The sequence below is a fragment of the Arenimonas oryziterrae DSM 21050 = YC6267 genome, from assembly GCF_000420545.1.
GTDB lineage: Bacteria > Pseudomonadota > Gammaproteobacteria > Xanthomonadales > Xanthomonadaceae > Arenimonas > Arenimonas oryziterrae.
Genome location: NZ_ATVD01000006.1, coordinates 22,984 through 46,116 on the forward strand (window position 1 = coordinate 22,984; position 23,133 = coordinate 46,116).

At 66.4% G+C, this 23,133-nt stretch carries 25 protein-coding genes; 14 read left to right on the top strand and 11 right to left on the bottom strand.

Annotated elements, in window-relative coordinates:
- The first annotated feature begins 6 nt into the window (after positions 1–6).
- On the top strand, positions 7–3,591 hold the full coding sequence (locus tag G467_RS0113140; protein WP_022970205.1) for an ABC transporter permease/M1 family aminopeptidase: 3,585 nt from the start codon (positions 7–9) through the stop codon (positions 3,589–3,591).
- Positions 3,592–3,658: 67 nt separating this feature from the next.
- Here G467_RS0113140 and G467_RS0113145 read toward each other — a convergent pair whose 3' ends face one another.
- Positions 3,659–4,441: a DUF2884 family protein gene (locus tag G467_RS0113145; RefSeq protein ID WP_022970206.1), complete on the bottom strand. Its 783-nt coding sequence runs from the start codon at positions 4,439–4,441 to the stop codon at positions 3,659–3,661.
- Positions 4,442–4,656: 215 nt separating this feature from the next.
- Between G467_RS0113145 and G467_RS0113150 the strand changes: the two genes are divergently transcribed.
- On the top strand, positions 4,657–5,265 hold the full coding sequence (locus tag G467_RS0113150; RefSeq protein ID WP_026802683.1) for an OmpW/AlkL family protein: 609 nt from the start codon (positions 4,657–4,659) through the stop codon (positions 5,263–5,265).
- Between the two features lie 152 nt (positions 5,266–5,417).
- Positions 5,418–6,905: an ArnT family glycosyltransferase gene (locus G467_RS16855; RefSeq protein ID WP_022970208.1), complete on the top strand. Its 1,488-nt coding sequence runs from the start codon at positions 5,418–5,420 to the stop codon at positions 6,903–6,905.
- A 13-nt stretch (positions 6,906–6,918) separates the two neighbouring features.
- Here G467_RS16855 and G467_RS0113160 read toward each other — a convergent pair whose 3' ends face one another.
- Both G467_RS0113160 and G467_RS0113165 read right to left on the bottom strand, forming a co-directional pair.
- Entirely contained in the window at positions 6,919–7,797 is an 879-nt protein-coding gene (locus G467_RS0113160) for a DMT family transporter (protein ID WP_022970209.1), read from the bottom strand.
- Between the two features lie 34 nt (positions 7,798–7,831).
- On the bottom strand, positions 7,832–8,617 hold the full coding sequence (locus tag G467_RS0113165) for an NRDE family protein (RefSeq protein ID WP_022970210.1): 786 nt from the start codon (positions 8,615–8,617) through the stop codon (positions 7,832–7,834).
- 192 nt (positions 8,618–8,809) lie between these two features.
- Between G467_RS0113165 and G467_RS0113170 the strand changes: the two genes are divergently transcribed.
- Together G467_RS0113170 and G467_RS0113175 are read left to right on the top strand one after the other, a co-directional pair.
- Entirely contained in the window at positions 8,810–9,226 is a 417-nt protein-coding gene (locus tag G467_RS0113170; RefSeq protein WP_022970211.1) for a hypothetical protein, read from the top strand.
- 14 nt (positions 9,227–9,240) lie between these two features.
- Positions 9,241–10,242, top strand: a complete 1,002-nt coding sequence (locus G467_RS0113175) for a GlxA family transcriptional regulator (protein WP_022970212.1) — start codon at positions 9,241–9,243, stop codon at positions 10,240–10,242.
- Positions 10,243–10,272: 30 nt separating this feature from the next.
- On the opposite strand, the gene G467_RS0113180 is transcribed toward G467_RS0113175, so the two are convergent.
- Entirely contained in the window at positions 10,273–11,007 is a 735-nt protein-coding gene (locus G467_RS0113180) for a sterol desaturase family protein (protein WP_022970213.1), read from the bottom strand.
- Positions 11,007–11,795 carry a VOC family protein gene (locus tag G467_RS0113185; RefSeq protein WP_022970214.1) on the bottom strand — a complete coding sequence of 263 codons (789 nt, stop codon included), beginning with the start codon at positions 11,793–11,795 and terminating at the stop codon, positions 11,007–11,009. Before G467_RS0113185 ends, G467_RS0113180 begins: the two co-directional genes overlap by 1 nt.
- 117 nt (positions 11,796–11,912) lie before the next feature.
- Between G467_RS0113185 and G467_RS18195 the strand changes: the two genes are divergently transcribed.
- The 4 genes from G467_RS18195 (at position 11,913) to G467_RS0113205 (ending at position 14,620) form a co-directional block, all read left to right on the top strand.
- Complete coding sequence (locus tag G467_RS18195; protein ID WP_022970215.1) at positions 11,913–12,392, top strand: DUF6265 family protein; 480 nt, start codon at positions 11,913–11,915, stop codon at positions 12,390–12,392.
- Between the two features lie 14 nt (positions 12,393–12,406).
- Positions 12,407–13,477, top strand: a complete 1,071-nt coding sequence (gene dinB, locus G467_RS0113195; protein ID WP_483756897.1) for a DNA polymerase IV — start codon at positions 12,407–12,409, stop codon at positions 13,475–13,477.
- Between the two features lie 137 nt (positions 13,478–13,614).
- Positions 13,615–13,941 carry an EF-hand domain-containing protein gene (locus tag G467_RS16865; protein ID WP_022970217.1) on the top strand — a complete coding sequence of 109 codons (327 nt, stop codon included), beginning with the start codon at positions 13,615–13,617 and terminating at the stop codon, positions 13,939–13,941.
- Positions 13,942–13,987: 46 nt separating this feature from the next.
- Entirely contained in the window at positions 13,988–14,620 is a 633-nt protein-coding gene (locus G467_RS0113205; RefSeq protein WP_022970218.1) for a CDGSH iron-sulfur domain-containing protein, read from the top strand.
- Positions 14,621–14,653: 33 nt separating this feature from the next.
- Here the strand turns inward: G467_RS0113205 and G467_RS0113210 are convergent, their stop codons facing one another.
- Together G467_RS0113210 and G467_RS0113215 are read right to left on the bottom strand one after the other, a co-directional pair.
- Positions 14,654–15,112: a GNAT family N-acetyltransferase gene (locus G467_RS0113210; protein WP_022970219.1), complete on the bottom strand. Its 459-nt coding sequence runs from the start codon at positions 15,110–15,112 to the stop codon at positions 14,654–14,656.
- Positions 15,113–15,176: 64 nt separating this feature from the next.
- Positions 15,177–16,097, bottom strand: coding sequence for a LysR family transcriptional regulator (locus G467_RS0113215; protein ID WP_022970220.1), 921 nt, complete (start codon positions 16,095–16,097; stop codon positions 15,177–15,179).
- Positions 16,098–16,203: 106 nt separating this feature from the next.
- On the opposite strand from G467_RS0113215, the gene G467_RS0113220 reads away from it, so the two are divergent.
- The 3 genes from G467_RS0113220 to G467_RS0113230 are packed head-to-tail and all read left to right on the top strand — an operon-like array spanning position 16,204 to position 18,179.
- Positions 16,204–16,803, top strand: a complete 600-nt coding sequence (locus tag G467_RS0113220) for a short chain dehydrogenase (RefSeq protein ID WP_022970221.1) — start codon at positions 16,204–16,206, stop codon at positions 16,801–16,803.
- A complete protein-coding gene (locus tag G467_RS0113225) occupies positions 16,796–17,638 on the top strand; it encodes a PhzF family phenazine biosynthesis protein (protein WP_022970222.1) in 843 nt (280 codons plus the stop codon). Before G467_RS0113220 ends, G467_RS0113225 begins: the two co-directional genes overlap by 8 nt.
- 58 nt (positions 17,639–17,696) lie before the next feature.
- Positions 17,697–18,179 carry a YajQ family cyclic di-GMP-binding protein gene (locus G467_RS0113230; RefSeq protein WP_022970223.1) on the top strand — a complete coding sequence of 161 codons (483 nt, stop codon included), beginning with the start codon at positions 17,697–17,699 and terminating at the stop codon, positions 18,177–18,179.
- A 24-nt stretch (positions 18,180–18,203) separates the two neighbouring features.
- On the opposite strand, the gene G467_RS0113235 is transcribed toward G467_RS0113230, so the two are convergent.
- Both G467_RS0113235 and G467_RS0113240 read right to left on the bottom strand, forming a co-directional pair.
- A complete protein-coding gene (locus G467_RS0113235) occupies positions 18,204–18,908 on the bottom strand; it encodes a pseudouridine synthase (protein ID WP_022970224.1) in 705 nt (234 codons plus the stop codon).
- Positions 18,905–19,948, bottom strand: a complete 1,044-nt coding sequence (locus G467_RS0113240) for a class I SAM-dependent methyltransferase (protein WP_022970225.1) — start codon at positions 19,946–19,948, stop codon at positions 18,905–18,907. The genes G467_RS0113235 and G467_RS0113240 overlap by 4 nt, the downstream gene beginning before the upstream one ends.
- A gap of 128 nt (positions 19,949–20,076) precedes the next feature.
- Between G467_RS0113240 and bla the strand changes: the two genes are divergently transcribed.
- Both bla and G467_RS0113250 read left to right on the top strand, forming a co-directional pair.
- Positions 20,077–20,970, top strand: a complete 894-nt coding sequence (gene bla / locus G467_RS0113245; RefSeq protein ID WP_022970226.1) for a subclass B3 metallo-beta-lactamase — start codon at positions 20,077–20,079, stop codon at positions 20,968–20,970.
- Between the two features lie 126 nt (positions 20,971–21,096).
- Positions 21,097–22,173 (top strand): OmpA family protein, encoded by a 1,077-nt coding sequence (locus tag G467_RS0113250; protein ID WP_022970227.1) that lies wholly within the window; start codon positions 21,097–21,099, stop codon positions 22,171–22,173.
- A 22-nt stretch (positions 22,174–22,195) separates the two neighbouring features.
- Here the strand turns inward: G467_RS0113250 and G467_RS0113255 are convergent, their stop codons facing one another.
- On the bottom strand, positions 22,196–22,639 hold the full coding sequence (locus tag G467_RS0113255) for a hypothetical protein (RefSeq protein ID WP_022970228.1): 444 nt from the start codon (positions 22,637–22,639) through the stop codon (positions 22,196–22,198).
- Between the two features lie 91 nt (positions 22,640–22,730).
- Positions 22,731–23,039 carry a carboxypeptidase-like regulatory domain-containing protein gene (locus tag G467_RS0113260; protein ID WP_022970229.1) on the bottom strand — a complete coding sequence of 103 codons (309 nt, stop codon included), beginning with the start codon at positions 23,037–23,039 and terminating at the stop codon, positions 22,731–22,733.
- Positions 23,040–23,133 lie beyond the last annotated feature (94 nt).

A 23,133-nucleotide genomic window follows, 5' to 3' on the forward strand; every position in this document is an offset into this window, starting at 1 on the left:
GCGACCATGATCCTTGAATTCTTCCGCTTCGAACTGCGCGAGCAGCTGCGTTCGCCCGTCCTGTGGCTGCTCGCCCTGCTCTGGGGCCTGATGGCGTTCGCCGTGGCGAGCACCGACGCCGTAACCCTGGGCAGCGCGATCGGCAATGTCGACCGCAACGCGCCGACGGTCGTCGCCCAGTTCATGGGCATTTCGACGATCCTCGGCCTGCTGGTCATCGGCATCTTCATCGCCAATGCGTTGCTGCGCGATTTCGAGATCGGCACGGCCGACCTGTTTTTCTCCAGCCCGATGCGCAAGCGCGACTTCCTCGCGGGCCGCTTCTCCGCCGCGCTGGCCGCGAGCCTGATCGTCTACGTGTTTTTCGCCGCCGGCCTGATGCTCGCCGCGCACATGCCCTGGATCGACCCGGAACGCCTCGGTCCGCATTCGCTGTGGCCGTATGCGTGGAGTTTCGTGGTGCTCGTTCTGCCGAACCTGTTCATCACCGGCGCCTTCCTGGCCTTGCTCGCGGTCACCACGCGCAGCCTGCTCGCGGTCTACATCGGCGTCATCGCCTACTTCGTGCTCAACGGCATCACCGGCCGCCTGATGCAGGATCTGGACAACGTCTGGATCGCCACGCTCGCCGACCCGATGGGCATGCGCGCGTTCGGTCGCATGATCCGCTACTGGTCGGCCGAAGAACGAAACACCCAGCTGCCGCAAATCCTGGGCTACCTGCTCGCGAACCGCGTGCTATGGCTGGCGATCGCGAGCGCCGCGGCCACCCTCGCCTATCGTCTGTTCAAACCCGAGCGCACCGGCACCGGCAAGCGGCGATTCGGCAAGGCAAAACTGCCGGCGGCCGAACCGGAGATCACCCCGGCCTACCGCCACGTTTCCCTGCCGCGCTCCGTGCCGACGTTCACCGGCCGCTCGCTCGCGGTGCAGTTCCTGCGCCAGGTCGCCTTCGATACGAAGGGCGTGCTGCGCGGCATCCCGTTCCTGGTGATGCTGGTCATCGGTCTGGCCAACTTCCTGGCCAGCACCTCGGTCATGCAATCGCTGTACGGCACCCAGGTTTACCCGGTCACCTCGCTGATGCTGCAGACCCTGACCGGCGCTTACAGCTTCATGCTGATCATCATCGTGATGTTCTACGCCGGCGAACTCGTGTTCAAGGAACGCGGCGCGAAACTCGGCGAAGTCACCGACGCCATGCCCGTACCGAACTGGCTGCCGCTAGCGGCGAAGTTCACCGCCCTGCTTGCCGTCGTCGTGGTGTTCCAGGCAATGGGCGGCGTGGTGTCGATGCTCATCCAGCTCGGCAAGGGCTATACGAACCTCGAACCGGCGCTGTATGCCAAGACCCTGCTGATCGACGCGATTCCGTTCGTGCTCATGGGCGGCCTGGCGCTGGTATTGCAGGTGTTCACCAACAACAAGTTCATCGGTTACGCGGTGCTGATCGGCTACCTGGTGCTGCAAAGCGTGCTCAGCATCTGGGACTTCGACCACAACCTCTATAACTACGGATCGGCACCGGGCGCGCCGTATTCGGACATGAACGGCTATGGCCATTTCCTGCGCGCGCGCCTGTGGTTCCAGGGCTACTGGGGCTTGGGCTTGCTGGTGCTGCTGTTGCTGGCATCGGCGTTCTGGGTGCGTGGCGTGGCGCCGGAACGACGCGCGCGCTGGACGCTCGCGCGCGAACGCCTGCGCGGCGGCAGCGGCCTCGCGCTGGCGCTGTGCTTCGCGGCATTCGCGACCGTGGGCGGCTACATCTTCTGGAACACCAACGTCCTCAATACCTACACCCCGGGTGATGTCGCGCTGGATGCGCAGCAGCGCTACGAAACCGACTACCGCAAGTACAAGGACCTGCCGCAGCCGCGCATCGTCGCCGTCGCCACCGACGTCGACCTGCGCCCGGAGCAGCAGAGCCTGCGCATCCGCGGCACTTATACGCTCAGCAATCCGCATCCGACCCCGATCACGGACTTCCACATCGCCCTGCTGCCGGAAATCCGCGTGCACGCGCTCGATTTCGGCGGCGCCAAGCTGATCTCGGACGACAAGGAGCTGGGCTATCGCATCTACCGGCTCGACCGGCCGATGCAGCCGGGGGAAAAGCGCGATCTGCATTTCGATCTGGGCTTCGGCCGCGAGGGTTTCGGCAACGACACCGCGCCCACGCAGATCGTCGAGAACGGCAGCTTCTTCAACTCCGGCGTGCTGCCCGCGTTCGGCTACAGCGAAGGCGCACAGATCCAGGACCGCAACGAACGGCGCAAGCGCAAGCTGGGCGAACTGCCGCGCATGCCCAAGCTCGAGGACGAGGCCGCGCGCGCCAACACCTATATCGGCGACGATGCCGACTGGATCGATTTCAGGACCACGATCTGCACGGCCCCCGACCAGATCGCGTTGGCACCCGGCTATCTGAAGAAGGAATACACGCGCGCAGGCCGGCACTGCTTCGACTACGCGATGGACCGGCCGATGCTGGCGTTCTACGCCTACCTGTCGGCGCGCTGGGCGGTCAAAAAGGACAGCTACGAGGGCATTCCGATCGAGATCTACTACGATCCCAAGCATGCCTACAACGTCGATCGCATGATCGCCGGCGTGAAAAAGTCCCTGGCGTACTACCAGGCCAATTTCACGCCCTACCAGCACAAGCAGGTGCGCATCATCGAGTTTCCGGGCTACAACAGCTTCGCGCAGAGCTTCGCCAACACGATCCCGTTCTCCGAATCAATCGGCTTCATCGCCGACCTTCGCGACAATGACTCCGTCGACTACGTGTTCTACGTCACTGCACACGAGGTCGCGCACCAGTGGTGGGCGCACCAGGTGATCGGCGCGAACGTGCAGGGCGCGACGGTGATGTCGGAATCCCTGGCGCAGTACTCGGCCCTGATGGTCATGGAGAAGGAATACGGTCGCAGCCAGATGCGCCGCTTCCTCAAGTACGAGCTGGACCGGTACCTGTCCGGCCGCGGTGGCGAGCTCATCGAGGAGCAGCCGCTGTTCCGCGTCGAGAACCAGCAGTACATCCACTACCAGAAAGGCTCGCTGGTGTTCTATCGCCTGCGCGAGGAACTCGGCGAAGAAGCCGTGAATCGCGCGCTGAAGAAATTCCTCGCCGACAAGGCCTTCCAGCACGCGCCATTCACGACCTCGCGCGAGCTGCTGGGCTACCTGCGCGCCGAGGCGCGACCGGACCAGCAGCAGCTGATCACCGACTTGTTCGAGAAGATCAGCTTCTACGACAACCGCGTCGAGGAAGCGACTGCGAAGAAACTCCCCGATGGGCGCTACGAAGTCACCCTGCGCCTGCACGCAGCCAAGCGCTATGCCGACGGCAAGGGCAAAGAGACGGCGGGCAAGCTCGACGACTGGGTCGACGTCGGCGTCTTCGCCCGCGGCCCCTCGGGCAAGGAGCGCGACGAACGCGTGCTCTATCTGCAACGCCACCACATCACGGAAGGCGCCCAGGTCCTCAAGCTCGTTGTTGCTGGCCAGCCCTACGAAGCCGGTTTCGACCCCTACAACAAGCTCATCGACCGCGCGTCGTCGGACAATCGCAAGCGCATCTCTCTTTGATCCACGCGCAAAAAAAAGCCCTCCCGGGGAGAGGAGGGCTGGGGAAAATCGGCGTTGCCGCCGTTACTCAAGGTGCGTTCGTCGTTTCTTTCACATCAACGTGCAGCAGCTCGATGGGTTTGCCGCTCGGCAAGCGGTAGTCCAGGGCGTTGTCGATCGCGTCCATGCGGCGCAGGCGGCCGCACATGGCTTCGGCCTGCGGCTCCAGCGCTTTCGCGCGCGCATCGATCTTGCTGTCCAGGGCATCGCCCATCTTCTGCATGCGCGCTTCCATGGCCTGACGCTCTTCCTCGCCCGCGAACACCGCCTTCATCGCCATGGTCACGGCGCTGCCGGTAATCTCGGGCACAAAATCGGACACGATCGGATCGATGATCGCCGCGACCGCATCGTCGTCGGCGTCGCGGCCGAACATCCAGGACGGCTGCGAATTGAGTTCGCGCAGCGCCAGCGCCTGCGACCGCTTGAGTTTGGCGACCGACTTGTCGGGATTGCTCGACAGGCCGCGCGCGACTTCGGTCAAAGCGGTGAACGCGATATCGATGGCTTCGATGGTGATCTTCTGCATTTCCGGCAGCAGCTGCCGCAGTTCGCCTTCGAACTCGCGCATGCGCTGCTGGTCGGCAGGGGTGAGCGGGGCTTCGCGGCCATCGATAAACAGCTTGCCGCCACCGAAGCTGATGCGCGCGGGCTTGCCGTCTTCCTGGGTCAGCACGAAGGCATTGCGATAGGTGTCAAGCGCGTACTTGGAATCGACGTTGCAGCTGACATGGTGGCCGTTGTCGTCGTCATGCGCCTGCACGGCGCCAGTGGCCAGCAGCAGGGACAAAACCAGGGCAGACCGTTTCATGCTCGCACTCCGCGTCGAAGGTTGACGCGACTTTCACACAATCGCGCGGCATGCACGCGTGTCTTTCGGCGGTATGACTATGGTCATGGTTCGTGAACGGGCGGGCAAAGTTCACGAACTGCGCACGCCCAGCTCACAACCGATTCATTCGCGTGCTGCGACCCTTCGTTTCGCCGGATGTCCGGCATTCCTTTTGTCACTGCGGAGACACCCCCATGCCCCGTACACCTTTGATCTCTCTTGCCCTGCTCGCCGCCCTGGCGGCCACCAATGCCCATGCCGAAGGCTTCAAGGCCACCGTGGGTTATGAAAACGTAAATCCGAAATCCAACAACGGCCAGCTCGCCGGCGCCGAAGCCAATGTCAGCGATGACTGGGGCTTTACCGGGTCGCTCGGCTACAACTTCGACGACAACTGGTCGGCCGACGTCTGGACGGGTCTGACCAAGTTCAAGCACGAGGTCGGCATTGCCGGCCTTGGCACCGTGGCCAATGTCGAGCACCGCCCGACCACGCTGACGGTCAACTACCACTTCATGCCCGCGGAGAAATTCAGCCCCTATGTCGGTATCGGCTACGGCTGGGTCAATGTCTCGGGTGAAGAAGGCGTTGGCGCGCTTGCCGGCACCCAGGTGCGCGCGAGCAATGCCAACGGCCTGACCTATGTGCTCGGCGCCGATGTCGCAGTGACCGACAACGTGTTCATCCGCGGCAGCGTGCGCAAGCTCGACTTCGACTCCGACGTGACCGTCAACGGCGCCGCCGTCGGCACCGCCAATGTCGACCCGCTGGTGTACGGCATCAGCGCGGGCTTCAAGTTCTAAGCCCTCAACCTGGACAGTGGATGGCCCGCGGGGAGCGCAGCGATGCGCTCCCCGCTTTCGTTTCGGGGCCGGATCGTCGCGACGTGTTTGGCCGCCTTCACCGTCAGCACGTATCCTAGGCGCCGCCACCCGCCTGCTAGCGAGCCCGCGCTTTGTCACCGATCGTTCTGATCCGCCGTCACCCGCTCGCCGCCCTCCTCGCCCTGGCCCTGCTGCTGGGCCTGGCGTTCCAGGGCAGTCGCGGTCTGCTCGAACCCGACGAGGGCCGCTATACCAATGTCGCCCTGCAGATGCTGCACACCGGCGATTTCATTTCCCTACGTCGCAACAGCGAAGCGCTGCATTTCACCAAGCCGCCGCTGACCTACTGGACGATCGCGGCCAGCGTCGCGACCTTCGGCCACAACGAATGGGCGGTGCGTTTGCCGATCGCGCTCGCCTTCGTGCTCAGCGTCGGACTGATCTACGGCCTGGGCAAGCGCTTCGTGCCCGAGAAACCCTGGCTGCCCGCGCTGATCTACGCGACCTGCCCGATTCCCATGCTCGCCGCAAACACAGTCAACACCGATTCGGTGCTGGCGGCGATGGAGACGCTGGCGGTGCTCTGTTACGTGCAGGCACGTTTCGGCGGCGGCTCGCGCTGGTGGATCGACGCGATGTGGGTCGGCTTCGGCCTCGCCTTCCTGACCAAGGGTCCGCCGGGACTGTTGCCCCTGCTCGCCATCACGGCCTTCCATCTCAGCCATCGCCGCGCCGACGTGCCACTGTTGCGGCCGCTGGGCTTGCTGGGTTTCGCGCTCGTGGGCCTGGGCTGGTATGGGGTGGTGATTCGCCGGCATCCGGGCCTGCTCGACTATTTCCTCGGTCACGAGGTCTACGCGCGTATCGCGACCGACAAGCTGCGCCGTTTCCCGCAATGGTATGGCCCGCTGATCGCCTATCTGCCGACGCTGACGCTGGGCGTGCTGCCCTGGCTGGCGGCAGTGATCCACCGGCGCTGGGGCGGAACCTTCGCCGGCTGGAAACAACTGCCCGAGAGCACGCGGTTCCTGTGGTTCTGGTTCGTGATTCCGCTGGTGATCTTCTGCCTCGCGCGCTCGCGCCTGCCGCTGTACGTGCTGCCGCTGTTCGCGCCGCTGTGCCTGCTGATGGCCGGCGCGCTGCGCGAGATGACCATTCCGCGCTGGGGCCGGATCGGGTTGGGCGTGTGGCTGGCGTTGCTGGTCGCCCTCAAGGCCGGCTTCGCGTATGCCTGGGTCAATGACAAGGACGCGCGCCAGTTCACCGAACGCCTGCGTCCGCTGTTGCCGGGACCGCCGTCGGAAATCCTGTTCGTCGAGGACATGACGCGCAACGGCCTGAACCTGTATTTCCGCACCGAAGTCGAACGTCTGTCGTTCAAGCCGATGCCGCATCCGATTTCCGACTCGGACTACGACGCGACTGTCGCCGATGAAATGACCGAACAGGAAACCGGCCGCATCTTCATCATGAAGACCGAAGTCGAACAGCACTTCCTCAACGCCGCGCGCGCCGGCGGCCGCGAGCCGGTCCTGCTCGGCCATTTGCCGCATCCCAAGGGCAACAACGAACGCGATCGCGTGGTCTACACCCTACGCGGAGATTTTCCGGGCAAATAGGCCGGGACTGGCGTCAGGGGTGTTCGCACTCGACGTGCACGCGCTCGCGACGCAACAGATAGATGCCGCTGGCGATGATGATCGCGGCACCCAGCAGCGTGTAGCCGTCGGGCAAGGTCTGCCATAGCAGCCAGTCCAGGCCCATGCCCCAGGCCAGCGCGCTGTATTCGAACGGCGCGATCGCGGACGCTTCGCCGCGCTTGAAGGCTTCGGTGATCGCGATCTGACCGATGAACCCGGTGATCGCGATGCCGATCAGGATCCACGCATGTTCGAACCGCACCGTCACCCAGTTCGGCGCCGCCACCGCACCGGCGCCGAGCGCGACCATGACCATCAGCCAGAACACCATGCTCTCGATCGAATCGGTGCGACTGATGATGCCGACCATGACCGACGACAGCGCGTAACACGCGGCAGCGGCGATCACCGCCAAGCCTCCGAGCGTAAGCAGGCCCGCGCCCGTGGGCCGCAGGACGACGAGCACACCGCCCAGACCGACGAAAATCGCCAGCCAGCGTGCGCCATCGACGCGCTCCTTGAGCAGGGGCACCGACAAGGCGGTGATCAGCATCGGCGCGACGAAAAAGATCGAATACGCCTCGGCCAGCGGCAGATGCCGCAGCCCGTAGGCGAAGCAGGCGAGCATGCCGATGCCGAGCACGCCGCGCAGCAGATGCAAGGGCCAGCGGATTTTCAGCAGCGTGCCGAAGGCGCCACGCCAGGCGACGTAGGCGCAGACCAGCGGCAGCGACGACAGCGCACGCAGGGCCGCGACCTGCACCGCCGGGTAGTGCGGCGACAGCAGCTTCAGCCCCGTGTCCATGAGGGCGAACAAGGCGACCGCGAGCAGCATCGCGCCGATCGCCCAGAGATTGCGGCTTTTTTCCATGGCGTGATTATGCCGGTGCCGGCACCGTCTCCGACTAACGATCGGGCCAGGCGAAACGCAGATCGCTGTCGCCCAGCGCGGCGCCGTGTGCACCGAAGCGCCGTTCCAGCAGCCGCGCCTGACCGCGCGACACCAGCAGCAGACTGCTCGCGCGCGTGCCGTAGGCCTCGCCGACAATGAAAGGCGACGACAGCAGGCGCTCCAGCGCCAGGCCCACGCCCGTGTCGGGCAACTCGGCATCGGCGGCTCGATCGCGATCGGCCAAGGCCGTCCACAGCGCCGTGAACTGCGGTTCGGCCGCGAGCGAATCGGCATCTGCGAGCCAAGGCGCGAGCGCCGCACGCAGGCGCTGCGTCTTCGGCCAAGGCGCATCGAGATCGCCATTGGAAACGACATGCAGGCCCGGCGCGAGCGCCTGGCGACGAAACGCCGGATGGTTGCCGGCGTAGTGCAGCTCGCCCTCGGCGCAGAGCAGCACGTTGAAGCGGCCGAACTCGCTGGCGATCGGCGCCAGCGCATCGAGATAGTCCGACACCGGCAGCGACGAACGCACGAAATCATCGACCAGGGCGCCGCGCGACCGCGGCGCGTCTTCCGGCGCACCGCCGACACGCACATTGGTGACGGCGGCGAAGCGACCCTCGGTCGAAGCCAGCAGCCAGCTGCCGCCTTTCTCCAGATCCTGTCCGCCGAAGATCGGCGGCACGCCCGCATGGCGCTGCGCGGGCGCGGTCGCCCGGCCGTGAAATTCGTCGCGGTTGGTGACCAGCACGGCGTCGAAACGCGGGTGGCAACGCCAGGCGAGCGCGATCAGGCACATCCAGACAGCTCCAGGACCTCCCGGGACGGGCGTCTTCAAGCCAAAGAATGGCCTATGTCCGGCCGCGAGGCGAAGCGCGCGGGTGACCGTTTTCGCCCGTATGATGTCTAATCCGCCGCTCTATGGCGGATTCGCAACGGCGGAAGCTGTGCCTACCCCGGGTCGACCGACCCAGCCCACGGAGTCAGTGCCATGCGTATCCCCCTGAACATGATCGCCTTCGCCGCCCTCGCGATGTCAGCCAGCGCCGGCGCCCAGTCCGAATCCCCCGCCGATGCCGACCTCGTCGCCGGCGGCCAGTACACCGCCGAACTCAACCAGAGCAACCACCGCTGGCAGCTGCTGCCCGCCGACGGCCGCGATGTCGAGATCAATGCCGAAAGCTGCCCGGTCGGCGCCCCCGTCCCGAATGGCCTGTGGCTGCTGGTCACCGGCGCCGATGGCCGCCCGGAACTGCTCGCACCGTCGACGACCGTGCTGCCTGCCGGTGCGTCTGAGCATGTCGCGCTGCGCGCCTGCGATGACGCCGCCTCCGACGGCATCAGCCTGCCTCAGTCGGTGATCGACCTGCTCACCGCGAGCAGCGGCGCCGTCTACATCCACGACTGAGCGATGAGCCACCCATGATTGAACAACGTTTCCGTCTCGGCATCCTCGCGATCGAGGGCTGCATGATGTCCTCGATCGCCTCGTCCAGCGATGCCCTGAGTGTGGCTGCCGCCCTCGCGCAGATCCGTCACCCGGTCGGCGGCCTGCGCCTGGAGAGCATCGTGTTCGGCGCACGCGGGCAATCGCAGATTTCGACCTCGACCGGTCTCAACATTTCCGGCCTGGCTGCGCCGCCCGAGGACATCGACGTGCTGCTGATTCCCGGCGTCATGCACTCGAGCGTGCACGACCTCGTCGATCGCATCCAGCGCATGCAGCCGGAGATGGAGCTGATCCGCGCGATGCATCTGCGCGGCGTCGCGATCGCCGGCACCTGCAGCGGCAGCCTGCTGCTGGCCGAATCGGGCCTGCTCGACGGACATCGTGCGACCTGCAGCTGGTGGCTCGCGCCGGCCTTCCGCCACCGCTATCCGGCCGTGACCCTCGAAGCCGATGCCATGGTCGTCGAGGACGGCGGCGTCATGACCGCGGGTGGTTCGAGCGCCTTGCAGGCCTTCATGCTGAGACTGATCGGCAAGGCCGGCGGTGAGGAACTCGCACAACAGACCGCGCGCATGCTGCTGATCGACCCGGAACGGCAGAGCCAGGCGCCGTATGTGGCCCAGGCCCTGATGGAACGGCCGCGCAATTCCCTGTCGGAGAAAGCCGAACACTTCCTGATGCACGAACTGCATCGTGAAATCAGCGTCGGCCGCCTCGCCGAACACTGCGGCACCAGCGAGCGCAGCCTGCTGCGGCATTTCCGCGCGCACCACGGCGTTAGCCCGCTCGAGCATATCCAGCATTTGCGCGTAGAGCGTGCCAAGGCCTTGCTGGAGACCACGCATCTGAGTTTCGACGAGATCGTCGAACGCTGCGGCTACAACGACAGCGCGAGCTTCCGCAAATTGTTCAAACGCGCGACCGCGATGACGCCGGGCGACTATCGCGAACGTTACCGTCTGCGCCCGCACTGATCCGCGATCGGGCGCGCGGGCCGCGTCGGTCTAGTCGGCGTCGCGCAACAGCGGTGCGTGCCGGTGATCGCTGTGCGTGCTCCGGCGCAGGGTGCCGAACAGCCAGTCGCAGACCGGATAGGTGATGTTGAAATTCGCATGCGCCATCAGCGCATGGTCGTGGTGCAGGCGATGCAGCCAGCGCAGACGGCGCACCAAACCCTGCCGTGCCAGCCAATGGTCTTCGGGCAGGTGATAAGCCAGGTGAAGTACTTCGTAGTTGAGGAAATACGCCAGGCCCGAGGCGATGAACAGCCAGGCCACGTTCGCCGACAGCAGCCAGGCCAGCACGAACCACACCGGCACGCCGAACAGGCCGAAAAAGAAGATCACCAGCAAGGGCGGGAACAACACCGCGCGCAGATCGCGACGATTGTCGATGAGCATCGCCTCGTCGGTGAAAAATCGATGGTGCTGCCCCGAATGGCGCTTGTACACCAGGCCCAACCCGCGAAACGGCCGATGCATCGGGAACCGGTGACCGAGGTATTCGGCGAGATTGGCGTAGACCAGGGCCAGCGGCACGGTCAGCCATTCCAATGCCTGCACCGCGTGCAGCTGCGCCAGGCACAACAGCAGCACCGCGCCGCCGACACCGAACGTGAACAGCAGATGCGTGCTGCCGCGATAGCCGCGCGGAATATCGCGCTCGCGGTATTCGTCGCGAAAGCGACGCACCGTGTCGGGAATGCGTGGCGAGGTCATCGCAGAACCCAGGTCGGCCATCAGCCCATCTCGGTCGGTTCGATGAGATAGAACTTGCCGCCGGATGGATCGGCCAGCAGGGCGATGCGGCCCACGCCCGGGGCGCGGAACACCGGCACGACGATGCTGCCGCCGAGCGCCAGCGCCTGTGCGACCTTGGCGTCGATGTCGGTGGCATGCACATACACCGACCAATGCGTCGGAATGCCTGCCCACTGCTCGTCCATCTGCAACAGGCCGCCATAGCCCTCGCCGGCCACGGAAAAGACCCGGTACACCTCGGGCGCGCCATCATGGTCGCTGAAGGTCCAGGGGAAGATCGTGCCGTAGAAGGATTCCGCACGCCGGATGTCGCGCGTCGACAGTTCGACCCAGAGCATCGCGTCCGGATCGCGGAACACGCCGACCCCCGGATGCGTGCGCGGCTGCGACAGACAGAACACCGCGCCCTCGGGATCGCTGACCACGGCCATGCGCAGCAGACCCATGACTTCAAAAGGTTCGGCGAGCAGTTTGCCGCCGGCCGCGAGCACGCTGGCGACGGCGGCATCGCAATCCTCGACACGGAAATACACACCCCAGTGCACCGGCACGCCCTGCGCACGCTGATCGGCCATCATCGTGTAGCAGGCGGCGACATCGCGGCCGCCGTGCTTGAACACGGTATAGGAGCTGCCGTCGGGCAAAGGCGTTTCTTCAGGTGTCCAGCCGAACAGTCCGGCATAGAAACGGCGGGCGCCGTCCTGATCGGTGGTGGCGAGTTCGAACCAGCCCGGGGTACCGACGGGCGGCGTATAGGTGCGGGTCATCGCGCGGTCCTCCCTGCGGGACGTCCAGCCTACGCCCAGCGTTCGCGCGCGGCCAGAGGGTCGCGCGCACGGTCGCGAATCGAGGGACAATCGCCGTTCCTCGTCCGGAGCACGCCCATGCCCACGACCGAAACTCTGATCAGGCCGGCCTGTCTGGCGATGCTGCTGCTCGTGGCGCCGTGTCGCGCGGCGGACACCGACCCGGCGCGCCCGGACCTGAGCTGGCTCGTCGGCGACTGGTGCAGCCCGGCGGGCCAGACGCGCATCGAAGAGCACTGGCTCTTGCGCGGCGGTGTGCTGCTCGGCCTCGGCGCGAGCACGCGCGGCGACAAACTGACCGATTTCGAGTACACGCGTATCGAACCGCGCGGCACCGGCTGGGTGTTCATCGCGCAACCCGGCGGTGCGCCACCGACCGAATTCGCGCAGGCGGACAGCCACGGCCAGCGTGTGGACTTCCGCAATCTCGCGCACGACTTCCCGCAGCGCGTCAGCTACTGGCGCGACGACACCGGACTGCACGCGGAAATCGCCGGGCCCGGCCGGGACGGCGAACAGCGCATCGGTTTCGACTACACGGCCTGCCCTGCCGATTGAACGCGTCGCCGACCCTGCGCAAGATCGTCCACATCGATATGGATGCGTTCTACGCGTCCGTCGAACAGCGCGACGATCCTCGCTTGCGCGGCAAGCCGGTGGTCGTGGCCTGGCGCGGCGCGCGATCCGTCGTGTGCGCGGCCTCGTATGAAGCGCGCAAGTACGGCGTGCGCTCGGCGATGCCGGCGGTGCGCGCCGAACGCCTGTGCCCGCGCGCGATTTTCGTGCCGCCGGATTTTCCGCGCTATCGCGCCGTGTCCCGGCAGGTGCGGGAAATTTTCTCGCGCCACACCGATCTCATCGAGCCGCTGTCGCTGGACGAGGCCTATCTCGACGTCACCGAAAATAAGCTCGGCCTGCCCAGCGCCACCGCCGTCGCGAAAACCATCCGCGACGCGATCCGTGGCGAGACCCAGCTCACCGCATCGGCCGGCATCGCGCCGAACAAGTTCCTGGCCAAGATCGCGTCCGACTGGCGCAAGCCCGACGGTCAGTTCGTCATCCGCCCGCACGAGGTCGAAGCCTTCCTCACGCCCTTGCCCGTCGGCCGCTTGCCCGGCGTGGGCAAGGTCATGGAAGGGAAACTGCTCGACCTCGGCCTGGCCACCGTCGGACAGCTGCGACATTTCGATCCGGCCGAACTCGAACGCCGGTTCGGACGTTGGGGACGGCGTTTGCACGAGCTCGCGCAGGGCATCGACGAACACGCCGTGGTCAGCGAGCGCCCGACCCTGCAGATTTCCGCCGAAGACACCTTCGCCAACGATGTACTGCTCGGCGAAACGGTGCCGACGATCCGGCGCCTGGTGGAAAAAGTCTGGAGCGCCGCGATCAAGGATCCCGAACGGATCGGCCGCACCGTCATCCTCAAGCTCAAGACGGCGGACTTTCGTCTGCTCACGCGCAGCCACACGCCGCCGCAACCGCCCGCGTCCCTGGACGAACTGCTATCGCAATCGCTGTCCCTGCTCGAACGCGTGGAGCTGCCCTCGCGCACGCGCTATCGTCTGGTCGGCGTCGGACTGGGCAATTTCCGCGATGCCGACGAACTGCCGCCGCAGTCTCAGCTGTTTTCGTCGGCCTAAGAGGAACCTGCGACCCTTTCACCTGTCCTTGCCCTTGCCTGCCTGCACGTGAATGCGCACCGATGAACCCGCCGCATTCACGCCAGGTTCCCCGCGTTCGCGCGATGGTCCTTCCACCCCCACCCGGAGTCCTCCTCATGACCACCTCGACCCGACTCATCTTCGCTCTGCTGGTTGCCACCGCTTCGCCAATGGCTTTCGCCCAGCAGGGCATCGCCAATCCGAACCAGACCGCGCAGTTCGAAGTCAGCACCGGTCCACTGACCGTGCACTGGGGCCAGCCGGCCGACTTGCCGAACGCCGCCGATTACCGCGTGACCGTCGCCGATCTCGACCGCAACGACGACAACCGCATCTCGCGCCGCGAAGTACCGCGCGGCCATGCACTCGAGGCGGAATTCAAGCTGGTCGACCGTAACCACGACGGCTACATCACCCAGGCCGAACTCGCCAACTGGCGTTGAATCGCGCGCCGGCGCATGATCGCCTCCGGACTTCCCGGAGGCGGTCATGGCGACGGAAACCGTACGCGGTAAACAGATCAGCATCCATTTCGACGGCACCCGCTGCATCCATTCGCGACACTGCGTGCTCGGCCGGCCCGATGTCTTCGTGCCCAATGTCGATGGCGAGTGGATTCATCCCGACGCGGCGCCGCCCGAGGCGGTCGTGCATATCGCGATGAGCTGCCCGTCGGGCGCGATCACCTATGAGTTCGCCGATGGTCGACAAGAAGCCGCGCCGGTGGTCAACACCGTGCGCCTGCGCGAAAACGGCCCGCTCGCCTTCAACGCACCACTGACCATCGCGGGCACTGACGACGGCCTGCGCGCGACGCTATGTCGTTGCGGCGCGTCGAAACGAAAGCCCTGGTGCGACGGCAGTCATGCCGAGGTCGGCTTCCACGCGACCGGCGAAGTCGCCGTGCAGGCCTCTGAACCCCTGGCGGCGCGCGACGGCCCGCTGACGATCGAACCGCAGCACAACGGCTCGCTGAAGGTCACCGGCAATCTGGAAATCGTCAGCGGCACCGGGCATACGCTCAACCGCGTCACCGAAGTCTTCCTGTGCCGCTGCGGCCACTCGAAGAACAAGCCGTACTGCGACGGCAGCCACCGCAAGGTCGGCTTCGTCGCCGACTGACGCAAGACCGGTGTTCGAGGAAAACGTCCTGCCTTAGAGCGCGCGTTTCATCCCTGCATGCGTGGCCTCGAAACCCAGGCGCGCATAGAAGCGATGCGCGGCGGTGCGGCGCAGGTCGGTGCTGAGCTGGATCGCGCCGCAGCCACGCTCGCGCGCACGATCCATCGCCGCCTGCATCAGCTGTTCGCCGATGCCCAGGCCGCGCAGATCCGAGCGCACGCGCACCGCCTCGATCAGGGCGCGGCGCAGGCCGCCGCGACTCAGGCCTGGAATGAAGGTCAGCTGCAAGGTCGCGATGACCTCGCCGGCGCGCTCGCCGACCAGCAGTTCGTTGTTGCGGTCGCGCTGGATTTCCTCGAAAGCCGCGCGCACCGCCGGCGTCGCCTCGGCGACGTGGCCGGCGCGCGAGCGCGCGATCTCGTCGTCGGCGAGCAGGGCGAGAATCGCGGCGAGATCCTCGTCGCGAGCGCGGCGGAAAACGGTGTCGGTCATGCGTCGGCCTCCCCTACGGAATCGTTGACAGCCCAGGACACGCGATCTTGGCCGCGCACCGGTCTCAGGACAACAGCGCCGCGCGCGCCGGATCGGCGAACCAGGCGACGACGAAGTCGCGGAACACGCGGTTGCGGTACGGCATGTGCCGGCGCTGTGGATAGACCAGATACACCGGCGAAGGCGCGATCTCGTAGGCCGGCAGCACCGGCACCAGGCGCCCGTCGGCCAGCGCCGCGGCGACGATGTAGCGCGGTAGCCGCGCGATGCCGACGCCGGCGATCGCCGCCGAGCGCAGCATGCCGAAATGATTGGCGGCAAAGGCGCCGTCGACACGCACGGCATGGCTTTGCCCGTCGCGTTGCAACAGCCAGTCGGCATCGTCGCGGAAATGCGTGTTCAACAGGCAGGGCACGCCGGCCAGGTCTGCCGGCGTGGCGAGTGTCGCCTGCCGCGCGAGAAAATCGGGGCTGGCAACCAGCACATCGCGCACCAGGCCCAGGGCCTTGGCAATCAGATGGTCTTCGAGATTGCGCGGCGTGCGGATCGCGAAATCGTAGCCGTCGCCGACCAGGTCGCGACGCACGATGCTCAGGTCGAGCGCGATGCGCAGTTTCGGATGCCGGGTCTGGAAATCGAGCAGCATCTCGAGCAGGAAGGCATCGCCGAACGAGGTCGGCGCGGTCATGCGCAAGGTGCCGCTGACCTCCTCGCGCACGGCCGACACCGCCTGTTCGCCTTCGAGCAAGGTGTCGCGCAGCTGTCGGCAATACTCGAGGTAGGTGCGTCCGGCCTCGGTGAGCACCAGGCGACGGGTCGTGCGCATCAGCAGTTGCACGCCGAGCGCCGTTTCCAGCGCGCTGACCTGCTTGCTCACATGTGCCTTGGAGCGCTCCAGCGCGCTGGCGGCGCGGGTAAAACTGCCCGATTCCGCGACCGTCGCGAAACAGATGGCCTGCTCGTAGCGTGCCTGGATTGTTTCCATTGGCGAACAGTGTTTCCCCTTCCAGGCCGATTATCAAGGCTTTGCGAGGGTCTAGCCTGTCTCCACCGCGACCACTGGTCGCTTTGACAAGCCAATGGAGTTCCCCATGAAGATCCTGCTGATCGGTGCCGAAGGCACCCTGGGCCGTGCCGTCGTCGACGAACTCGGCGCCCGCCACGACATCGTCCGCGCCGGCCGCAGCCACGGCGATCTGCGCCTGGACCTGCGCGACAAGGCCAGCGTCCAGGCCGCACTGAACAAGCTCGGCCGCGTCGATGCCATCGCGTCGGCCGCCGGCAAACTCGCCTTCGCTCCCCTGCTCGAACTTACCGACGAGCAATGGGCGCTGAGCCTGCAGGACAAGCTGATGGGCCAGGTGAACCTGGCGCTGCTCGGCGTGCCGCATCTCAACGACGGCGGTTCGATCACGCTGACCACCGGCATCCTGAGCCAGGAACCGATCCTGACCGGCGTGACCGCGACGCTCGTCAATCGCGCGCTCGAAGGCTTCGTCGTCGGCGCCGCGCTGGAATTGCCGCGCGCCCTGCGCATCAATGCCGTGAGTCCGGGCCTGCTGTCGGAATCGGTTGCGAGCTTCGGCGAATGGTTCCGCGGCTTCGAGCCGGTACCGGCGGCGCGCGCCGCGCTCGGTTTCAGCCGTAGCATCGAAGGGGCGGACACCGGCAAGGTCTATGCGTATGTCTGAGACGCACCTCATTCACGCGTTCGCGCGCGACGGCGCCGGCGGCAATCCGGCCGGCGTCGTGCTCGATGCCGACGACCTCGACGCGGCGGCGCGCCAGGCCCTCGCCGCGCGCCTGGGCGTGCCGGAAACCGCGTTCGTCAGCCGCAGCCAGACGGCGACGCGACGGGTGGAGTTCTATACCCCGACCCGGCAGATCGCCCATTGCGGACACGCGACCGTCGCGGCGTTCGGCCTGCTGCACCGCCGGGGCGACTTGCCCGAGGGCGACTACGTCAAAGAAAGCATCGACGGCCCGCGTACGGTGCGCATCCGCGACGGGCAGGTGTTCCTGCGTCTGCCTTCGCCGACGGTGGCAGGCGAGCGCTTTTCCGCCGAGGCCTTGGCTGCCTTGCTGGGACTGACGCCCGATCGCATCGACGCCGAGGACGCGGCGATCGTGGATCTGGGCAATCGCTTCCTGCACATCGCCGTGCGCGATGCCGCGGCGCTGCGCGCGATCGTGCCCGATCTCGCCGCGATCACCGTCCTCAGCGACCAGCACGAGCTCATCGGTTTGTACGTGCGCACCGCCGACACCGATACGCCCGCCCAGTTCGCACGCACGCGCATGTTCGCGCCGCATTACGGCATCGACGAAGAATCCGCGACGGGCATGGGCGCCGCCGGTCTGGCGGCCTGGCTGGCCCTGCGCGACGCCCTGCCCGGCGACCGCGGCTGGATCGCACAAGGCGATGCGATGCCGGCGCCTTCGCCGAGCCTGCTGGAAGTGCGCGTGGAACGCCGTGGCCGCGACATCGAAGCCATCTGGGTCGGCGGCAAAATCCGCGCCGAATGATGTCCCGGTCGGTCGCGGCGAGTAAGATGCGCACCTCCCTCACGCCGCCGCCCAGACCATGCCTTCCTTCGATGTCGTCTCCGAGGTCAACACCCACGAACTGACCAATGCCGTGGATACCGCCAACCGCGAACTCGGCAATCGTTTTGATTTCAAGGGCACGGATGCGAGCTTCGAACTCGACAAGTTCGTGGTCACCCAGCGCGCGCCGAGCGATTTCCAGCTCAACCAGATGCTCGACATCCTGCGCGCACGCCTGATCACCCGCGGCATCGACGTGCGCTGCCTCGACGTCGGCGAACCGGAAATCAACCTCGCCGGCGCGCGTCAGAAGATCACCATCAAGCAGGGCATAGAGCAGAAGATCGCCAAGAAGATCATCGCTGCGATCAAGGAAGCCAAGCTCAAGGTCGAGGCACAGATCAACGGCGAAAAGCTGCGCATCAGCGGCAAGAAGCGCGACGACCTGCAGGACGTGATGGCCCTGCTGAAAAAAACCGAATGGGAACTGCCGCTGCAGTTCGAGAATTTCCGCGACTGAGAGTGGCCTAGGTTGCTTGCCGGCCTATTTCGCGCCGAAATAATCCGCGACTTCTCCAGGCGTCAGCAAGCGCCACTTGCCCGACGGCGTGTCTCCGAGCGTGAGCCCGCCAATCGACAGACGCTGCAGCGTCAGCACATGGTTGCCCACCGCGGCGAACATCCGCCGGACCTGGTGATAGCGGCCCTCGATCAGGGTGATGCGCGCGCGTCGCGCATCCATCACTTCCAGCACGCCGGGCGCGAGCGGCTCGGTCTCCGAGTCCAGCATCAGCGTGCCGCTCGCAAAAATCGGCCCCTCGTCGCCACGCAGGTCATTGGCGAGCGTGGCTTCGTAGACTTTCGGCAAGGCGGCTTTCGGCGAGGTGATCCGGTGCAGCAGCGCGCCGTCGTCGGTCATCAGCAACAGGCCCGATGTGTCGCGGTCGAGCCGACCCACCGACGACAGCACCGGATTGCGAAGACGGAAACGCGGCGGCAGCAGGTCGTAGACCACGCGCCCCGGATCCTTGGTCGAACAGGTGTAGCCCACTGGCTTGTGCAGCATCAGCAGCATGCCCTGGGCGGGATCGAGCGGCTCGTCGTCGACGAGGATGTCGGCGTGTTCGGCGCTGTCGTCGGGGCCGAGCACGCGGCCGTCGCGGCGCGTGACCCAGTCGTTGCGCAGCATCATCGTGACGTCCTTGCGGCTGCCATACCCGAGGTTGGCCAACAGCTTCACCAGTTTCATGCGCCCGCCTTGATTGCTTCGATGACCTTGAATCCCTCGGCCTGCACGACCGTCCGCACGCGCCCGAAGCCCTGACCGAGAGTCGTTTCGTAAGGTAGGTGTCGGTTGGCGACCAGCCACAAACGCCCGCCCGGTCGCAGCGCAGCCGCCGCGGCGGCGATGAATGCCTGGCCCAGCTGCGGGCGATCGCCACGATCGACGTGGAAGGGCGGATTGCTGACGATGAAATCGTAGGTGCGCGGCAGACCGCGCGTCACGTCATGCCAGAGAAAATCGACGGCCACGCGGCCAACGTCCTGCGCAAGGTTCGTGCGTGCCAGCGCGAGCGCGCGCGCTTCGGCTTCGTACAGATCCAGCGCCGTCACGCCGGTGTTGCGTGCGAGCACCTGCGTGGCGAGATAGCCGTAGCCCGCGCCAAGGTCGGCGCCGTGGCCGGCCAGATCGTCAGGCAGATGTTCGGCGAGCAGTTGCGAGGCAGCGTCGATGCGATCCCAGGCGAACACGCCCGGGCGGCTCAGATAGCGGCCGTCGGCGATCGGCCGGGGGGCATCGAGCGTGCGCCAGTGCGCGAGCAGCTCGGCGTCGACGCGCGCGGCATCGGCGACCGCCCAGTACACGCGGCATTTGTTCTTCGATTCGCTGTACACCTGTCCGGCGAGTCGCTCGAGATCGGCTTCGCCCGAGCGCGCGCCTTCGTTGTTGGCCTGGCTGGCCACGACCACGCCGCCGGGCATCGCACTGTCGAGCGCCCGGGCGAACAGCGCACGTGCTTCGTCGCGCTGGCGCGGCGGCAGCAGCAGCACCAGCGCATAGGTCGCCGCGTCGTCCGCTGGCAGATGGCGACCCTCGCGTTCGAGCGCGTCGGCCTGCGGCTTGAAACTTTGCTCGCAGCTCAACTGCGCCGTCGGCAGGTCGCGCCAATCCGCGCCGGCGCGCGCACGCAGAAATCGCACGCGTCCCTGTGCCGGCCAGACCAGCTGGCCTGCGTGCACGGGCAGCAACAAGGTGTCGAGCGCGGCCTCGGCGGGGCCACCGGCCATGTCTGCGCCTGCCAAAGCCGAACTCCTGCGTCATCACCAGTGCGCGATTTTACACCCTGGCGCATCCCGTCCGCGGGCGACTTGCGCGACAATCGAGGTCCGACCCGCCCTCCGACCTGTCCTCGCCCATGCTGCCTTTCGCCCTGGTTCTCGCTCTCGCCACGCCCGCCGTCCACGCCGACACCACGCCGATCGAGTGCGACAACTGCGCCGAATGGAACCAGCCGCACGCGCCGTTCCGACTGATCGGCAACAGCTATTACGTCGGCGTCGACGGCCTGAGTTCGGTGCTCATCGTCGGCAAGCAGGGCCATGTCCTCATCGACGGCGCCTTGCCGCAGTCGGCCGAACGCATCGCGGCGAATATCCGCACGCTCGGCTTTCGCGTCGAAGACGTGAAGTGGATCGTCAATTCGCACGCGCACTACGATCATGCCGGCGGCATCGCCGCACTGCAGCGGCTGAGCGGCGCCCAGGTCGCGGCCAGCGTGCTCGGCGCAGCCACGCTGCGGGCGGGCACCGCCGACGATGCCGATCCGCAGCACGGGTATGGCGACGCGATGCGCTTTCCGCCGGTGGCGAAGGTGCGCGAACTGCGCGACGGCGAGGTGCTGGCGCTCGGCGAGCTCCGGATCACCGCGCACTACACGCCCGGCCACACCAGCGGCGGCGACACCTGGACCTGGCGCAGTTGCGAAGGCAAGGTCTGCCGCAATCTGGTGTACGCCGACAGCCTCACGCCGGTATCGGCGCCGGGCTTCCGTTACACCGCCGATGGCGGCGCGCGCATCGCGCAATTCCGCCGCAGCATCGCGACCGTGCGCGCCCTGCCTTGCGACGTGCTGATCTCCGCGCATCCGGGTCTTTCCAATCTGTTCGATAAGCAGCAGGCCCGTGACCGACGCGGCAAGAAGAACGCCCTGATCGACCCGAACGCCTGTCGTGCCTATGCCGACGACGCCGAAGCGCGCCTGGGCAAGCGCATCGCCGAAGAACGGGCTCAGGCGCCGGCCGACCGCTAGGACGCCCCGGCGCCTGCGCTTGCCGCTCGCCGGGCTTTGGCATACAAGACGGACGTCGGACTTCCCGGGTTTCTGCGTTATCCCGGGCGAGCCACCGCTTCGGCCGTCCTTCCCTGGAGATCGATCATGCGCGTCCGTTCCCTAGTCCTGGTTCCCGCTGTCGCCCTGCTGATGCTCGCCGCCTGCAGCCGACCGGCCGAAACGCCCGCCGCGACGACCGAGTCACCGGCTCCGTCGGCAGGCACGCAGGACACCCCGGCTCCGACGCCACCGGCCGACGCAAGCACGACGCCCGCGCCCGACGCGGCGGCGACCGCCAGCAGCGAATTCGATCCCGCCAGCGTGCCCGAGAGCACGGCGGCCTTGCCGCCGTTCCCGTTCTTCAAGGCGCCCGAAGGCCTGGTCAGCACGCTCGACGACAAGGATCGCAACCGCAGCTTTGATCGCGAACACATGATCGCCGGCAACAAGATCGTCGCGGTGGAAGGCAAGGTCTTCGTCGACCGCTTCCAGCTCACCAATGCCGAGCAGCGTGTCTATTCCGACATCGAATTCCAGCGCAACTATGCCGATGCGATCGCCGCCCTCGGTGGCGTCGAGATCAGCCGCACGCAATACACCGGCGAAGTCACCGATGCCTTCGGCGGCCGCGATCTCGTCGACAAACACTACGACGGCACCTGCGCGAGCGACGGCTGCGAGAACCACACCTATCTGATTCGCCAGGGCGGCAAGGAATACTGGATCCAGGTCAGCACCGGTGCGATTCCGCTGCACGGTCAGGTCGCCGTGCTCGAGCGGCAGGCGATGGCGAGCAAGCTCGCGTTCCTGGATGCGAGCGCGATGAAGAAGGCGATCGACGCTTCCGGTCATGTCGCGCTCTACATCAACTTCGATACGGACAAGGCGACGCTGCGTCCCGACAGCGCGGCGGTCATCGACGAGATCCGCAAACTGCTCGAAGGCGATCCGGCGCTCAAGCTGTCCATCGAAGGGCATACCGACAGCACCGGCACCGCCGAACGCAACCGCGTGCTCTCGGGCGAGCGTGCGGCCGCCGTGCGCACCGCCCTCGTGGGCAAGGGCATTGACGGCGCACGCCTGACCACACGCGGCTTCGGCCCGGACAAGCCGGTCGCCGACAACGGCAGCGAAGACGGTCGCGCGAAGAATCGCCGCGTGGAGCTGGTCAAGACGCCCTGACCGACGCCGCCGCGGCGATGGATCAGCGGCGCTTGATGGTGAATGCGCCGATGTCGACGCCGACGTTCACGCCTTCGCCCTTGCCCGACAGCGAAAGCTGCACATTGCCCTTGCTCAGTACCTGGGCTTCGGCTGATTTCACCGCGCCAGCGTTTGCGCTGGCCTGGGCATAGCTGCCGAGCACATCATTGATGCTGTGCACGCCGCCGAAGCGGCCCTTGCCGTTGTCGATGCGCCATTTGCCGGCGGTCAGCCCGAGAGCCTTGGCGGTGATGCGCACCGACATCGACTGCCCGTTGCTGCAGCTCACCGTACCGGTACCGGTGGTGTGCTTGTAAATCAGCGACCAGCCACTGAGCCGGTACTGCAGATGGCATTCGAGATCGCTGCTCGCTTGCGCGGGGCCGATCGCGCAAAGCGAGAGTGCGAAAAGCGCGGTGGCGAAGGAAGAACGCGGACGATTCATGACAGGCTCCGGCACGGGGGACGGGGAATCATCGCGCAAAAAAAATGCGGTGCGCAATTCGCACCGCATTTCGGTAGACCGGGCCGGCGAATTACTGCAGGCGGATGGTCTGGCCGGCGCGGACCGAGGTCGTGCGCGGCGCGCTCTCGGTGCCGTCGGCGTGCTTGACGACGATCGCGTAGTCGCCCGGCTGCAGCGAGGCGAGACGGAACTTGCCGTCGGCCTTGACCGCGACTTCGCGCTGCGAACCGTCGTTGAGATTCTTGGCGACGACGGTCTCGCCGGCGGTGGCCGTGCCGATCACATTGCCGACGGTGCGCTGCGCGTTGGCGGCGCCGACGAAGGCCATACCCAGCGCCAGGGCCAGGACGATGCGCTTGAAGTTCTTGTTGATGCTCATGGTGTACTTCCTCGGTTTCAATGATGGTGGTGGCATGATTGGGCTGCGGCCCGTTCCCCGCCGGAATGCACCGGAATCGGCGCGTCGGCTGCAA

Coding starts and splice junctions, on each gene's coding strand:
- G467_RS0113165 (WP_022970210.1), bottom strand. CDS start 8,617: ATGTGCCTGATCGCGCTCGCCTGGCGTTGCCACCCGCGTTTCGACGCC.
- G467_RS0113235 (WP_022970224.1), bottom strand. CDS start 18,908: ATGAAACTGGTGAAGCTGTTGGCCAACCTCGGGTATGGCAGCCGCAAG.
- G467_RS0113205 (WP_022970218.1), top strand. CDS start 13,988: ATGGCGACGGAAACCGTACGCGGTAAACAGATCAGCATCCATTTCGAC.
- G467_RS0113175 (WP_022970212.1), top strand. CDS start 9,241: ATGATTGAACAACGTTTCCGTCTCGGCATCCTCGCGATCGAGGGCTGC.
- G467_RS0113215 (WP_022970220.1), bottom strand. CDS start 16,097: ATGGAAACAATCCAGGCACGCTACGAGCAGGCCATCTGTTTCGCGACG.
- G467_RS0113220 (WP_022970221.1), top strand. CDS start 16,204: ATGAAGATCCTGCTGATCGGTGCCGAAGGCACCCTGGGCCGTGCCGTC.
- G467_RS18195 (WP_022970215.1), top strand. CDS start 11,913: ATGCCCACGACCGAAACTCTGATCAGGCCGGCCTGTCTGGCGATGCTG.
- G467_RS0113160 (WP_022970209.1), bottom strand. CDS start 7,797: ATGGAAAAAAGCCGCAATCTCTGGGCGATCGGCGCGATGCTGCTCGCG.
- G467_RS0113255 (WP_022970228.1), bottom strand. CDS start 22,639: ATGAATCGTCCGCGTTCTTCCTTCGCCACCGCGCTTTTCGCACTCTCG.
- G467_RS0113170 (WP_022970211.1), top strand. CDS start 8,810: ATGCGTATCCCCCTGAACATGATCGCCTTCGCCGCCCTCGCGATGTCA.
- bla (WP_022970226.1), top strand. CDS start 20,077: ATGCTGCCTTTCGCCCTGGTTCTCGCTCTCGCCACGCCCGCCGTCCAC.
- G467_RS0113145 (WP_022970206.1), bottom strand. CDS start 4,441: ATGAAACGGTCTGCCCTGGTTTTGTCCCTGCTGCTGGCCACTGGCGCC.
- G467_RS0113185 (WP_022970214.1), bottom strand. CDS start 11,795: ATGACCCGCACCTATACGCCGCCCGTCGGTACCCCGGGCTGGTTCGAA.
- G467_RS0113260 (WP_022970229.1), bottom strand. CDS start 23,039: ATGAGCATCAACAAGAACTTCAAGCGCATCGTCCTGGCCCTGGCGCTG.
- G467_RS0113225 (WP_022970222.1), top strand. CDS start 16,796: ATGTCTGAGACGCACCTCATTCACGCGTTCGCGCGCGACGGCGCCGGC.
- G467_RS0113250 (WP_022970227.1), top strand. CDS start 21,097: ATGCGCGTCCGTTCCCTAGTCCTGGTTCCCGCTGTCGCCCTGCTGATG.
- G467_RS0113150 (WP_026802683.1), top strand. CDS start 4,657: ATGCCCCGTACACCTTTGATCTCTCTTGCCCTGCTCGCCGCCCTGGCG.
- G467_RS16865 (WP_022970217.1), top strand. CDS start 13,615: ATGACCACCTCGACCCGACTCATCTTCGCTCTGCTGGTTGCCACCGCT.
- G467_RS0113210 (WP_022970219.1), bottom strand. CDS start 15,112: ATGACCGACACCGTTTTCCGCCGCGCTCGCGACGAGGATCTCGCCGCG.
- G467_RS0113180 (WP_022970213.1), bottom strand. CDS start 11,007: ATGGCCGACCTGGGTTCTGCGATGACCTCGCCACGCATTCCCGACACG.
- G467_RS0113240 (WP_022970225.1), bottom strand. CDS start 19,948: ATGGCCGGTGGCCCCGCCGAGGCCGCGCTCGACACCTTGTTGCTGCCC.
- G467_RS0113230 (WP_022970223.1), top strand. CDS start 17,697: ATGCCTTCCTTCGATGTCGTCTCCGAGGTCAACACCCACGAACTGACC.
- G467_RS0113140 (WP_022970205.1), top strand. CDS start 7: ATGATCCTTGAATTCTTCCGCTTCGAACTGCGCGAGCAGCTGCGTTCG.